Origin of the sequence: Amycolatopsis sp. WAC 04197, from assembly GCF_003947475.1 — a bacterium.
Classification (GTDB): Bacteria; Actinomycetota; Actinomycetes; order Mycobacteriales; family Pseudonocardiaceae; genus Amycolatopsis; species Amycolatopsis japonica.
In genome coordinates this window covers 937442-950958 of the sequence record NZ_QHJK01000001.1, presented here as the reverse complement: position 1 = coordinate 950958, position 13517 = coordinate 937442, and the positions used below count along the sequence as shown (strand labels likewise).

The following is a 13517-nucleotide window of genomic DNA, read 5'->3' as shown; positions in this document are numbered from 1 at the left end:
CCATCGTCCCAGGTGGGCCCGGTCACCCCGCCGCCAACCCCCTCACGATTCAGGACAGCGGATGACCGCGACGCGGCCTAGCGTCCGGGACATGGGCATCGACTGGAGCAAGGAACTCTCCGAACAGCTCGACTGGCACTGGAAGAACCACCTGCGCCCTCGGCTGGACACCCTCACCGACGACGAATACCTCTGGGAACCCGTCGAGGACTGCTGGACTGTGCGGCCGGGCGAGAACGGTGACGTCACGATCGACTGGGCGTATCCGGAGCCGTCCCCGCCGCCGGTCACGACGATCGCCTGGCGCCTCGCCCACATCATCGTCGGCGTCTTCGGGATGCGGAACGCGTCGCATTTCGACGGCCCGCCCGTCGACTATCAGACGTTCCCCTACGCGGCCTCCGCCAAGGAAGCGCTGGAGCAACTCGACGACGCCTACGCGCGCTGGCGTGACGGCGTCCGCGCCCTCACCGCCGAAGGCCTCGAACGGCCCTGCGGCGAGGCTGAGGGCCCGTACGCGGAGTACCCCTTCGCCGCCCTCGTTCTGCATATCAACCGGGAGGCCATCCACCACGGCGCCGAAATCCTCCTGCTGCGCGACCTCCACCGATCGCGTTTAGCGGGCTAAACGCGACGCGCCCATACTGGGGCCAGCCGAGGAAAGGACCCGTCTTGCGAGCGACACTCATCTACGGCGCCGGTGACGTGCGCGTCGAGACCGTCCCGGACCCGAAGCTGAGCGAACCGACCGACGCCCTCCTCCGCGTCGCCCGCTCCTGCATCTGCGGCAGCGACCTCTGGCCGTACGGCAGCATGCCCGCACGCGACCGCGGCGTCCGGATCGGGCACGAGTTCCTCGGTGTCGTCGAGGCCGTCGGCTCCGACGTCACCACGCTCAAGCCGGGGGACCTGGCCGTCGCGCCCTTCGTCTACTCCGACAACACGTGCCAGTTCTGCCGCGAAGGCCTCCACACCTCCTGTCTGCACGGCGGCAACTGGGGCGCGAAGGGCGTCGACGGCGGTCAGGGCGAGGCCGTCCGCGTCCCGCAGGCCGACGGCACGCTGGTGAAACTGCCGCACACCGAGGACGACGACCTGCTCGCCTCGTTCCTCACGCTCTCCGATGTGTTCGCGACCGGCCACCACGCGGCGGTCAAGGCGGGCGTGAACGAGCGCACCACCGTCACTGTCATCGGTGACGGCGCCGTCGGTCTCTCCGCGGTTCTCGCGGCGAAACGCCTCGGCGCCGAGCGCGTCATCCTGATGGGCCGCCACCGGACCCGCACGGACCTGGGCCGTGAGTTCGGCGCGACAGACGTCGTAGCCGAGCGCGGCGACGAAGGCATCGAGAAGGTGCGAGAGCTGACAAGCGGCGAAGGCACGCACACCGTCCTCGAATGCGTCGGCACGAAGCCCGCCTTCGAGATGGGGGTCGGCGCTGTCCGCCCCGGCGGCACGGTGAGCCGCGTCGGCGTGCCGCAGTACGCCGAGGGCCCGATCGGCCCCGCGCTCTTCCGCCGCAACATCACCGTCACCGGCGGCGTCGCCCCGGCCCGCCACTACATCCCCGAGCTGCTCGAAGACGTCGTCGAGGGCAAGTACCAGCCGGGCAAGGTCTTCGACCGGACCATCGGGCTCGAAGAGGTTCCCGACGGCTACCGTGCGATGGCCGACCGCGAGGCGCTCAAGGTGCTCGTCGAACCCTGACTGGAATACCTTGTCACCCATGGACATGATCACCCCGGAGCCGCGCCCCGCCTGGATCGCCGGACGCCCCGAGCAGGGCGCTTCGACGCTCACCGTGCATCACCCCTTCGACGGAAGCGAAGTCGCCACCGTCGCGGTGCCCGGCCACGATCAGGTCGAGCGAGCGGTGAGCGCGGCGGTGAGTGTCGCGAAGGAGTTCCGGCGGTCCTCGGCGCACAGCCGCGCCGCGGCGCTCGACCACGTTTCGCGCGTCATCGCCGGCCGGTCCGAGGAGATCGCCGAGGTCATCACCGCCGAGAACGGCAAGCCGCTCAAATGGGCCGAAGCCGAGGTGCGGCGCGCGGTGTCGGTGTTCCGGATCGCCGCCGAGGAGGCCCGCCGGTTCAGCGGCGACCTGCAGCGGCTGGACACCGACCCGGCGGGCGAAGGCAGGCTGGCGCTCACCCGTCGCGTCCCGCGCGGCCCGGTGCTGGGGATCGCGCCGTTCAACTTCCCGCTGAACCTGGTGGCGCACAAGGTCGCGCCGTCGCTCGCGGTCGGCGCGCCGATCATCGTCAAACCCGCCCCGCGGACGCCGCTCGCCGCGCTGATCCTCGGTGAGATCCTGGCCGAGACCGACCTGCCGGAGGGCGCGTTCTCGGTGCTGCCGCTCGGCAACGAGGAGACGTCGGCGCTGGTCGCGGATCCCCGGCTACCGGTCGTGTCGTTCACCGGTTCGGGTCCGGTCGGCTGGTCGATCGCGGACGCCGCGCCGCGCAAGCACGTCGTCCTCGAACTCGGCGGCAACGCGGCCGCGGTCGTGCTGCGCGACTGGCCGGATCCCGAGGGCGCGGCGGAGCGGATCGCGACCTTCGGCAACTACCAGGCCGGGCAGTCCTGTATCGCCGTGCAACGCGTCATCGTCGAACGCGAGGTCGCCGAAGAGTTCGTGCCCGCCTTGGTGGAAGCCGTGAAGTCCCAGCGCACCGGCGACCCGTACGACAAGAACACCGACGTGGGCCCGGTCGTCGACGAGGCGGCCGCGGAGCGGATCGTGGCCTGGATCGACGAGGCCGTCGCCGCGGGCGCGAAGATCCTCACCGGTGGCAAGCGTGACGGAGCCACGGTGGAGCCGACCGTGCTCACCGACGTCCCACCGTCCACAAAGGCCTGGGCGGAAGAGATCTTCGGCCCGGTCCTCGCGGTGTCCATTGTGGATGGTGTCGACGAGGCTTTCGCGTCGGTCAACGAATCCGCCTACGGCTTGCAGGCCGGCGTGTTCACCCGCGACGTCCATCTCGCCTTCTACGCGTCGACCGAACTCGAAGTCGGCGGCGTGATCATCGGCGACGTCCCGTCCTACCGCGCGGACCAGATGCCGTACGGCGGCGTCAAGGGATCGGGCGTGGGCAGGGAAGGTGTTCTCGCCGCGATGAACGACCTCACCGAGGAACGGGTCACCGTCTTCACCGGCATCGACCTCTAGTCCGGAGTGACGGCCTGCGCGAATCGGAAGACCTTGTCCGGGTCGTAGGTTTTGGCCACCTGCTTGAGGCGGGTGGCATTGCCGCCGTAGTACGCCGTCATCCAGTCGGGCAGGGCGGGGTCGATGTAGTTGACGTAGCCCCCGCCCAGCCCGAGCCCCGTCACCACTTCCGCGACGGAATCCGTTGCCGCGGAACGGTTACGCGTGTCGGCCTGGCTGTAGATCTGCACACTGCCGATCGCCTTCCGGTGCCAGAACGCGGTGGCGTCCGGCGCGACGTCGGCGACCGCACCGCCGAGACCGTCGACCAGGAGATCCATTCCGCGCCTGCCCTTGAGCACGGACGTCAGCTTCGCCGGATCGGCCGGTTCTTCAAGTATTCGCGATGAGGCCACAAAGGACTGTCGGCTTTCGCTGCCGGAGAAGTACTTCATCGCGCCGAGATAGTCGAGCTGCTTCACGGAACGCGTCGCACCGGGGAATCCGTTCAGCAGCTTGCCCAGGGAGGCGGAATCGCCTACGTAGCAACCGGCGATACGCGCGCCGACCGGCGATCCCCCGGACAGCACGACGTTCGCCCACAACTCCGGCGGCGCTTCGGGAAGCCACCGCTGCCACTCGGCGAGCACGTCGTTCGCGCTCCCGGCCGGGAATCGCAAGGAGAACACCGAAACAGCCGAAGGCGCCGGGTCGGTGCGGAACGTGAACGAGGTGACGACCCCGAAGTTGCCGCCTCCCCCACCGCGCAACGCCCAGAACAGCTCGGGCTCGGAATCCGCCGACGCCGTCCGGAGTTTCCCATCCGCCGTGACGACTCGCGCGGACACCAGGTGGTCACAGGTGAGGCCGTATTTCCGGGCGAGGACACCGATTCCGCCACCGAGCGTCAGCCCGGCGATCCCGACGCTGGGACAGGAACCCGCCGGAAGACAACGTCCCGCGCCGCCGAGCGTCGCGTAGACGTCCTTCAGTTTCGCGCCCGCGCCGATCACGACCTGTTCACCTTGGACGTCCACTGAGGACATTCCGCCGAGGTCGATCATCAAGCCACCGTCGGGAACCGAGTAACCGGCGTAACTGTGGCCACCACTACGAGCGGCGATCGGAACGCGCCGTGCCGCGGCGGAAACGGCTTCCTGCACGTCCTCGGGTTTGACGCAGTTCGCGATCGCGGCGGGCTTGAGCCCGTCGAAGGCCGGATTGAACACGCGCTTGGCGTTGTCGTAGCCGGAATCCCCCGGCAGGAGAAGGGAGATCTTGTTCCGCAGCGCGGCCCAGTCCGGCGGACCGGACGGCGGCGTGACGCCGGTGCTCGGCGGCAGCGACGTGCCGGGCGCGGAACTGGGCGCCTGCGCGGGAGGCGCGGCCGAGCACGCCGTCGCGGCCACTCCGGCCACGGTCGCACCGGCGAGTTTGAGGAACGCCCTTCTCTCCATGCCCGTTAGACGCGTAGCGGACGGGCAGGTTGCGACGCTACGCCCGAAGGTGGGCGCTCACCGGCACGACCAGCGGTGTCCCGGACACCGGATCCTCCATGACCTTCGCCGACAGGCCGAAGATCTCGTCGAGGAGCGGTTCTGTGAGCACCTCGGCGGGCGGACCCTGCGCGACGATCCGGCCGTCGCGCATCGCGACCAGCTTGTCCGCGTACCTGGCGGCGAGGTTCAGATCGTGCAGCACCATCACCACGGTGGTCCCGCGTTCCTTGTGCAGCCGGTACACCAGGTCCAGCACATCGATCTGGTGCGCGAGGTCGAGGTAGGTGATCGGCTCGTCGAGCAGGAGCAGCCCGGTCTCCTGGGCCAGCGTCATCGAGATCCACGCCCGTTGCCGCTGCCCGCCGGAAAGCTGGTCGACGACCCGCCCCGCGTACTCGTCCATCCCGGTCAGCCGCAGCGCCCGCTCGATCGCCTCGTCGTCGGAAGACGACCACTGCCGGTACCAGCTCTGGTGCGGATGCCGCCCGCGCCGGACGAGATCGGAGACGGTCAGGCCTTCGGGAGCGGACGGCGTCTGCGGCAACAGGCCGATGATCTTGGCGACCTCACGGGTCGGCAGCTTGTCGATCCGCTCGCCGTCCAGCAGGACCGCGCCCTGGCGTGGCTTGAGCAACCTCGCCAGCGCACGCAGCAAAGTGGACTTGCCGCAGCCGTTGGGGCCGATGATCGCGGTGACGGTCCCGTCGAGGACGTCGAGGTCGAGGCCGGTCACGACGGGCGTTTCGCCGTAACCGAGTTCCAGTTCCCGGGCACGCAGTCTGGCGTTCACGCGCGCTCCTCCTTACGGCTGCGGATGAACAGGAAGATCAGGTACGGCGCACCGAGGATCGCCGTCAGCACGCCGACCGGCAGCCCGGACAGGACCGGTGTCACGCGCACCACGAAGTCCGCGCCGACGGTCAGCAGCGCGCCGAGGAGCATCGATCCGAACAGTGGCGGCTGCGCCGAGCGGACCAGCCGCAAGGCGATCTGCGGGGTGGCCAGCGCGACGAAGGTGATGGGCCCGGCGGCCGCGGTGGCGACGGCGGCCAGCGCCGCGGCGAGCAGCAGCAGGGAACCCCGGGCGGCGTCGACCCGGATCCCGAGACCGCGCGCGGTGTCGTCGCCGAACTGCAGGCCGCCGATGGTGTGCCCGGCGATCAGCGTGACCGGCGCGAGCACGGCCAGAGCGAGCAGGACCGGACCGACCGATTCCCAGCCGACGTCGGCGAGGCTGCCCACGATCCACGTGGTCGCGCGCGCGGCGTTGTCGACGTCTCCGACGGTCAGCAGCCAGTACACGAGGTTGTAGCCGACGGCGGACAGCGCGATGCCGATCAGGACGAGGCGGTAGCCGTCGATCCCGCGCCGCCACGAAAGCGCGTACAGCAGGATCCCCGCGACCACACCACCCGCCAGCCCGGCGAGCGGGACGCCCAGCGTGCTCGCCAGGCCGCTGACCTGGCCGCCCGTGCCGCCGGCGACGATCACGCCGACCGCGCCGACACCCGCGCCCCAGGTGATCCCGAGGATGTCCGGGCTGGCCAGCGGATTCCGGGCGATGGTCTGGAACAGCGCACCCGAGAGGCCGAGCGCGGCGCCGACGCCGATCGCGGTCAGCGTGCGCGGCATCCGCAGGTCGAAGATGATCCCGCGTTCGCGCGCGGTGCCGCCGCCGAACAGCGTCTTCAAGACGTCGCCGAGGCCGATGTGGGAGGTGCCGATGCCGATGTTCAGCGCCGCGACCAGTACCAGCGCGATCGCCGCGAGGGTCGCGACGGCGAGTGTCCTCGGCCGGACCGTCCAGGCCGCCGGGCCGAACGAGATCACCTTGGGAGCGGTCATATCCGTGCCAGGCCCTTCTTGCGGACGAGGTGGACGAACACCGGCACGCCGAGTACCGCCAGCATGATGCCGACCTCCAGGCTGTCCGAGGCGACCACGCGACCGAGGAGGTCCGCGGCGAGCAGCAGGATCGCGCCGAGCACCGCCGAGAACGGCACCAGCCAGCGGTAATCGGGTCCGCTGATCGCCCGCGCGAAATGCGGGACGAGCAGGCCGAGGAACGCGATCGGCCCGCAGGCGGCGACGGCGGCGCCGGTCAGCAGCGTGATCGCGGCGACGCCGAGCAATCGCGTCCGGCCGACCCGCCGCCCCAGCGCGACGGCGACGTCGTCACCGAGCGCGAGGGTGTTCATCCCCGGGGTGTTGATCACCGCGAGGAGCAGGCCCGCGGCCACGAACGGGGCGATCTGGCCGATCATCGCGGGGTCCCGGCCCGCGATCGAACCCACGTGCCAGAAGCGGTACGTCTCCATCCCGCGGTCGTCGCCGAGGACGATCGCGGAGATGACGCCGTTGAGCAGGGCGCTCACCGCGGCTCCCGCCAGCGCGAGCGTCACCGGTGTGGCGCCGCGGCCGCCGACGGCGCCGAGCAGGAACACGACGGCGCTCGCGACGAGAGCGCCCGCGAAGCCGAACCAGATGAACGCGTAGAGGTCGTCGATGCCCAGCACGACGACGGCGAGCACCACCGCGAACGCCGCGCCCTGGGTGACACCGAGAAGACCGGGGTCCGCGAGCGGATTACGGGTGTGTCCCTGCATGAGCGCCCCGGCCGCGCCGAGCGCGAGTCCCGCCAGGACACCGAGCAGCGTTCGCGGCACCCGCAACGAACGGACGATCAGGTGATCCGGCACACCGGTGGGATGGAAGATCGCGTCCCAGACCACACTCAACGGAATCGAACGCGCACCAAGGGCGACGCTCGCGACGCAGATCACAGCCAGAAGGGCGAGGAGCAGGGCTCCCGCTGTCGCCTTTCCAACACGAACTTCCACTGTGGACATCCGCCATCCTATGCTCCGGTTAGGAAAGCCTAACCGCACAGAAAGAGTGACCCATGACCCCACCCCGGCGCGCAGCCGTCGCCTTCGCCGTGACCGCCTGCCTGGCACTCTCCGCATGCGGTGGCGGGGCACAGGAATCCGCCTCCACCGGCACCGGCCAAAGTGGATTCCCGCGCACCATCGAACACGTGATGGGGTCGACCACGATCGACAAGCAGCCCGCCACCGTCGCGGCGCTGGACTCCAGCTACGTCGACGCGACGCTGGCGCTCGAGACGAAGGTCGTGGCGTACACCAAATATCGCAACTACGACAAGCTGCCGGACTACCTGGGCGACGACCGCAAGTACGCCGAGGGCGCCAAGGAGATCGGCGCACTCGAAAGCCCGGACATCGAGAAGCTGTACGACATCAAGCCGGATCTGATCGTTTCGGCGAAGGTGCGCCACGAGAAGTTCTACGCCGAGTTCGGCAAGGTCGCGCCCACGGTGTTCAGCCAGACCACCGGCGCCACCTGGAAGGACAACATCCGGATGCTCGGCAAGGCGCTGGGCAAGGAAGCCTTGGCGGAGCAGAAGATCAAGGCCTACGAGGAGCGTGCCCGCAAGGTCGGCGACGCGATCAAGGCCAAGCTCGGCAAGCCCGCCGCCGTGTCGGTGGTCCGCTTCGTCGAAGGCGAGCCGACCGTGCGGCTGTACAGCAGCGCGTCGTTCCCCGGCACCGTGATGGCCGACGCCGGGCTACAGCGGCCCGCCGGGCAGCCGGACAACAAGGCGAAGATCTCCAACGACCTGAGCCAGGAAGAGATCGGGAAACTCGACGCCGAAGCGATCTTCGTCGCCACCTACGCCGACGAGACCAAGCAGGCCGAGAGCCCCAAGACGAAGTTCCAGTCGAACCCGCTTTGGGGCACCCTCAAGGGAAAGGTGATCGACGTCAACGACACCACGTGGTTCACGTCGGTCAGCCTGCAGGGCGCGCACGCGATGCTGGACGACATCGCGAAGCAGTTCGGCGTGGACTCGTTCCGCGCCTAGTCCTTTGTGGACCGCGCCGTCACAGCCAATGCGGCAGCGGCGGCGCGGTACCGTCCAAAGTGGATCCGTCGCTGCGGCCGGTGATCCACGCCAGGACGTCACCCGGGGAGCCGGTCAGCGTGACCGGCTCTCCGGCGCCCATCCGCCATTCGTGACGCGTCCCGTCTTCGCCGACGGCGACCAGCAGGACGGAGGGCAGCTCGCCGCCGTACATGCCGATGGCGTTGCCGACGACGATCTCGAACTCGTCGCCGAGCAACTCCGCGACCCGCGCGAAGTCGTAGCCGAGATCGAGATCGGCCAAGTGGATGGACGTCTCGGAAAGCCTCAGCCACAGCACGAACTCCGCCGGGATCTCACGCCCCTGCCGGGCGCGCACGCGGACCGGCCACGCGTCGTCCGGCATGCTCGACGCGACCTCGACGAACCGTGCCGCGGACGCGACGACGTCTTCGGCGATCTCCTCGGCGGACCGATACGCGCCCTTCTCGATGTCGTCGTCCCTGGCCGCCTCACCGGCGTACATCGGCGTCTCGACACCCGATTTCGCCCAGGTGAGCAGGTTGACCAGGCCGTCGGCGTTGCGCGCCAAATGGGACAACAGATGCGCGCGCGTCCAGCCGGGCAACGCGCTGGGGGCGTGCACGGCCTCCTCGTCCATCTGTCCTACTACGCGCGCCCATTCTTCATGGAGGGCGCGGACGCGGTTCAGCAGCGCGTGTGCGCGTTCGGAGGCTGTCACACCCCCCAACCTAGCGCCGAAGCGCCGCCGGCGCGGCCGCCGGAACCGCCGGATTCTTCGGCGCGATCGGTTCGAGCCGCGCGTACGGCGCGTCCTGTGCCGGCCTGCTGTCCTTTTCGCCCTTGTTGGGCCAGAACGAGAAGGCCCGCTCGGCCTGCGCGGTGATGGTCAGCGAAGGGTTCACGCCGAGGTTCGCCGTGATGGCTGATCCGTCCACAATGGACAGGCCGGGATAGTTGAAGACGCGGTGGTACGGGTCGATCACGCCGTTGTCGGGCGCCGTGCCGATCGGGGCGCCACCGATGAAATGCGCCGTCAGCGGGATGTCGAAGATCTCGCCCCAGGTGCCGCCCGCCATGCCGCCGATGCGCTCGGCGGTGCGGAGGTTGGCCTCGTGCCCGGCGGGGATGAAGCTGGGGTTCGGCTCGCCGTGGCCCTGTTTGGACGTGTACTTGCGGCGGCCGAAGAGCCCGCGTTTCGTGTACGTGGTGATGGAGTTGTCGAGGCTCTGCATCACCAGCAGGATCACCGTGCGTTCGCTCCAGCGGTAGCCGTTGAGCAGCTTCACGGTCTGGACCGGATGCTTGAACATGAAGTTCACGGCCTGTCGCCAGCGCGGGACCGCCGAGTCGCCTTCGGTGGCGATGGTCTGGAGCAGGCTCATCGCGTTGCTGCCCTTGCCGTAGCGGACGGGCTCGATATGCGTGTTCTCGTCGGGGTGGATCGACGACGTGATCGCGACGCCGCGGCTGAAGTTCCGCTCCTCGTCCACCGAGGTTCGGGCGGCGCCGATGATGGCCTCGGAGTTCGTGCGGGTCAGTTCGCCGAGACGCGGCGAGAGCTTCGGCAGCTTGGCCGTGTCGCGCATGCTGTGGAGCAGGTTCTGCGTGCCCCACGTACCGGCCGCGAGCACCACCTGCCCCGCCGTGAGCTTGTGCCGGAACTTGCGCGAGGTGGTCCCGGTCTTCTTGATGCTCACCTCGTACCCACCTGCGTTTAGCGGGCTAATCGCGCTCACGGTGGTGAGGGGGATGACCTTCGCGCCGTCCTTCTCCGCGAGGTAGAGGTAGTTCTTGACCAGCGTGTTCTTGGCGCCGACGCGGCAGCCCGTCATACAGGCGCCGCATTCGGTGCAGCCGGTGCGCGCCGGGCCCGCGCCGCCGAAGTACGGGTCCTCCGCGCGCTCCCCCGGCTTGCCGAAGTACACGCCGACGGGGGTCGGGTGGTACGACTCCGGCACGCCCATGTCCTCGGCGACGCCCTTCATGACGACGTCGGACGGCGTGACGCTGGGGTTGGTGACGACGCCCAGCATCCGGCTGGCCTGGTCGTAATGCGGGCCGAGCTCGGCCTCCCAGTCGGTGATGTGGGACCACTGCGGGTCCACGTAGAACGGCTTCAGCGGGCGGTACAGCGTGTTCGCGTAGACCAGCGAGCCGCCGCCGACGCCCGCGCCGGCGAGCACCATGACGTCTTTGAGCATGTGGATGCGCTGGATGCCGTAGCAGCCGACCTGAGGTGCCCAGACGTAGCGGCGAAGGTCCCAGGACGTCTTCGCGAACTCGTCGTCGGCGAAGCGGCGCCCCGCCTCGATGACGGCGACGCGGTAGCCCTTCTCGGTCAGGCGCAGGGCGGCGACACTGCCGCCGAACCCGGAGCCGACGACGATCACGTCGTAGTCGAAGTCGTCTTCAGTGGTGGTGTTACTCGCAGTCACACCCTCGACTGTAACCCCGGCCACCCCTTCTGACCAGAGGTAAGTTACTCGCCGGTTACCTTCCACTCGGATGGTGCATGCTCGGAGTCGTGATCGACGATTTCGCGAAGGAATACCTGCACAGTGACCTGCGAGAGATCCGCGAAGCGATGCTCCGGAAGCTCGACGGGCTCTCCGAGTACGACGTCCGGCGTCCGCTGACTTCGACGGGGACCAACCTTCTCGGCCTGGTCAAACACCTGGCGGAGGGGAGGCCCGGTACTTCGGCGAGGTCTTCGATCGGCCGTTCCCCGGGGCGATCCCTGAGCGCGGGACCGACCTGTGGGCGACCGAGCACGAAACCCGCGAGGAGATCATCGGCCGTTACCGGCGCGTCTGGGAGCACTCCGACGCGACGATCGCCGCGCTGCCCATCGACGCGCCCGGCCGCGTGCCGTGGTGGCCGAGTCCCGACGTGATGCTGTTCAACGTCCTCGTCCACATGCTCACCGAAACCAGCCGGCATGCCGGCCACGCCGACATCCTACGAGAGCAACTGGACGGCTCCGTCGACCTGGCCCCAACCAAAGACCCGGCCTTCTGGAAATCCCGCCGCACCGAAATCACCCGCGCCGCCCAGGCGGCCTCAGAGCGCCTTTAGCGGGCTAAACGCGACACTGGTGGGGCACATTGGGCAGGTGTGACTACTGGGGCACGTGAGCAAAGAACGGCCCGGATCGCGTTTAGCGGGCTAAACGCGATCCGGGCCGGGAAGCGAGCATCAGCGGCGAACGGTCAGGCCCACCCGCTGGAACTCCTTCAGGTCCGAGTAGCCCGTCTTCGCCATCGCGCGGCGAAGCGCGCCGAAGAGGTTCACGACGCCCTCAGCGTCCGAGGACGGCCCGAACAGCAGCGTCTTCAGGTCGACGGCGTAGTCCGGCCCCAGCGCCACGCGCGAACGCGGCAGCGACGGGTGCGCGGCCGCCGACGTCCAGTACAGCCCCTGCCCCGGCGCCTCGGAGGCGGCGGCCAGCGGCGCGCCCAGCATGACCGCGTCGGCACCGCAGGCGATGGCCTTGGCGATGTCGCCGGACGTGCTCATCCCACCGTCGGCGAGCACGTGGACGTACCGGCCGCCGGTCTCGTCGAGGTAGTCGCGGCGCGCGGCCGCGGCGTCGACGATCGCGGTCGCCATCGGCGTCCCGATCCCGAGCACGCTGTCGGTGCTCGTCACGCCGCGGCTGGCCCCGTGGCCGACGATGACGCCGGCCGCGCCGGTGCGCATCAGGTGCATCGCGGTGCGGTAGTCGCTCACGCCGCCCGCGATCACCGGGACGTCGAGCCGTCCGATGAAGTCCTTCAGATCCAGCGGCTCGGCGTCGCGCTGGACGTGCTCGGCCGAGATGATCGTGCCCTGCACGACGAGGATCTCGACGCCCGCCGCCAGCAGATCCGGTGTGAGCTCGGCGGCGTGCTGCGGGCTGACCCGCGCGGCCACGGTGACCCCGGACTCGCGGACGGTCTTGATCGCCTCGGTCAGCAGGTCCAGCCGGATCGGTGCGGAGTGCAGCTCCTGCAGCTCACGCACGATCGCGGTCGGATCCTCGGTGTCCTCGGCCGCCCGGACGAGGCGGAAGATCGCGTCCTCGACGTTCGGGTGCCGCGCCCAGAGCCCTTCGGCGTTGAGGACGCCCAGCCCGCCGAGCTCGCCGACGGCCACCGCGGTTCCCGGCGACACGATCGCGTCGGTGGGGTGCGTGACCAGCGGCAGCTCGAACCGGTACGCGTCGATCTGCCAGGCGGTGGACACGACCGAAGACGACCGGGTGCGCCGCGACGGCACGATCTCCACGTCATCGAGGTCATACGCCCGCCGCGCGGTGCGGCCCATGCCGATCTCGACCAGATCCCGCACGTCAAGTCCCTTCTCGCCGACGACCGTTACACCCCATTGTCGCTAGGCCGCGTGGGTGACCTGCGCACGGGGCACCCGAACCGGGCCGGAAGTCACACCAGCCCCAGGTGCCTCACCCGTTTCGCGTTTAGCCCGCTAAAGGCGCTCGGGGTCAGAAGGAGACCTTTTCGACGGAGTCGGTCCGGAGGACGGATTCCTGCGCGAAGGCCTTCTTGTAGTCGGTCCGGATCTCTTCGATCTCGCGGTTCGCGTCGCGATCGGTGAACGGGTACACGACGACGATCACCTTCGACCTCTCCCGCGAGATCACCCCGTCCGAACCGCGCCACTGCCCGCGTCCGGTCAGCTCGGTGAACCCGTCCGGGAACCTCGGCGTGACGGCCTTGTCGGTGAACGCGGTGAACTCGGCGTCGGTCAGCTCCCCGCCGCCCGGCTTCGTCGTCCCGAAGTACAGCTCGGTGCGCTTCCACAGCTCACCCGGCGACGCCTGGAGAGCGGCGGCCTCGGGTGCGGACGGCGCGGCGGAAGCGGTGGGGACGGCGGAAGCAGCCACCCCGCCGCCGAGCCCGAGGGCGGCGGCGGCGAAGACGGCGAGCGCGGTTCGGCGCGACGTGAAAGACATCGGGTT

12 protein-coding genes and 1 pseudogene are annotated in these 13517 nt (G+C 69.5%); 5 read left to right on the top strand and 8 right to left on the bottom strand.

Annotation, left to right across the window (positions count from 1 at the left end; all coding sequences use genetic code 11):
• Positions 1-91: 91 nt before the first annotated feature.
• Genes DMC64_RS04770 through DMC64_RS04760 form a run of 3 tightly spaced genes read left to right on the top strand, consistent with a single transcriptional unit; the run spans position 92 to position 3172 of the window.
• Complete coding sequence (locus DMC64_RS04770; protein WP_125732227.1) at positions 92-628, top strand: DinB family protein; 537 nt, start codon at positions 92-94, stop codon at positions 626-628.
• 44 nt (positions 629-672) lie between these two features.
• Positions 673-1707, top strand: coding sequence for a zinc-dependent alcohol dehydrogenase family protein (locus tag DMC64_RS04765; protein ID WP_125732225.1), 1035 nt, complete (start codon positions 673-675; stop codon positions 1705-1707).
• A gap of 19 nt (positions 1708-1726) precedes the next feature.
• Positions 1727-3172: an aldehyde dehydrogenase family protein gene (locus DMC64_RS04760; RefSeq protein ID WP_125732223.1), complete on the top strand. Its 1446-nt coding sequence runs from the start codon at positions 1727-1729 to the stop codon at positions 3170-3172.
• On the opposite strand, the gene DMC64_RS04755 is transcribed toward DMC64_RS04760, so the two are convergent.
• Genes DMC64_RS04755 through DMC64_RS04740 form a run of 4 tightly spaced genes read right to left on the bottom strand, consistent with a single transcriptional unit; the run spans position 3169 to position 7499 of the window.
• Positions 3169-4608 (bottom strand): FAD-binding oxidoreductase, encoded by a 1440-nt coding sequence (locus tag DMC64_RS04755; RefSeq protein ID WP_233629563.1) that lies wholly within the window; start codon positions 4606-4608, stop codon positions 3169-3171. The genes DMC64_RS04760 and DMC64_RS04755 overlap by 4 nt on opposite strands.
• Before the next feature lie 37 nt (positions 4609-4645).
• Positions 4646-5440: an ABC transporter ATP-binding protein gene (locus DMC64_RS04750; protein WP_038519676.1), complete on the bottom strand. Its 795-nt coding sequence runs from the start codon at positions 5438-5440 to the stop codon at positions 4646-4648.
• Positions 5437-6495 (bottom strand): iron chelate uptake ABC transporter family permease subunit, encoded by a 1059-nt coding sequence (locus tag DMC64_RS04745; RefSeq protein WP_125732221.1) that lies wholly within the window; start codon positions 6493-6495, stop codon positions 5437-5439. Before DMC64_RS04745 ends, DMC64_RS04750 begins: the two co-directional genes overlap by 4 nt.
• Complete coding sequence (locus tag DMC64_RS04740) at positions 6492-7499, bottom strand: iron ABC transporter permease (RefSeq protein ID WP_233629562.1); 1008 nt, start codon at positions 7497-7499, stop codon at positions 6492-6494. Before DMC64_RS04740 ends, DMC64_RS04745 begins: the two co-directional genes overlap by 4 nt.
• A 53-nt stretch (positions 7500-7552) precedes the next feature.
• On the opposite strand from DMC64_RS04740, the gene DMC64_RS04735 reads away from it, so the two are divergent.
• Positions 7553-8536, top strand: coding sequence for an ABC transporter substrate-binding protein (locus DMC64_RS04735; RefSeq protein WP_199754877.1), 984 nt, complete (start codon positions 7553-7555; stop codon positions 8534-8536).
• 19 nt (positions 8537-8555) lie between these two features.
• On the opposite strand, the gene DMC64_RS04730 is transcribed toward DMC64_RS04735, so the two are convergent.
• Both DMC64_RS04730 and DMC64_RS04725 read right to left on the bottom strand, forming a co-directional pair.
• Positions 8556-9278 (bottom strand): maleylpyruvate isomerase family mycothiol-dependent enzyme, encoded by a 723-nt coding sequence (locus DMC64_RS04730; protein WP_125732219.1) that lies wholly within the window; start codon positions 9276-9278, stop codon positions 8556-8558.
• A gap of 10 nt (positions 9279-9288) precedes the next feature.
• Positions 9289-10995 (bottom strand): GMC oxidoreductase, encoded by a 1707-nt coding sequence (locus tag DMC64_RS04725; RefSeq protein WP_125732217.1) that lies wholly within the window; start codon positions 10993-10995, stop codon positions 9289-9291.
• A gap of 77 nt (positions 10996-11072) precedes the next feature.
• Between DMC64_RS04725 and DMC64_RS04720 the strand changes: the two are divergent.
• Positions 11073-11635, top strand: a pseudogene (locus DMC64_RS04720) (DinB family protein).
• Positions 11636-11755: 120 nt separating this feature from the next.
• Here DMC64_RS04720 and DMC64_RS04715 read toward each other — a convergent pair.
• The gene (locus DMC64_RS04715) at positions 11756-12889 is read right to left on the bottom strand and encodes a GuaB3 family IMP dehydrogenase-related protein (protein WP_034304399.1); all 1134 of its coding nucleotides are present in this window, start codon (positions 12887-12889) and stop codon (positions 11756-11758) included.
• A 151-nt stretch (positions 12890-13040) separates the two neighbouring features.
• Entirely contained in the window at positions 13041-13511 is a 471-nt protein-coding gene (locus tag DMC64_RS04710) for a DUF3574 domain-containing protein (protein ID WP_037332555.1), read from the bottom strand.
• Positions 13512-13517: the final 6 nt, after the last annotated feature.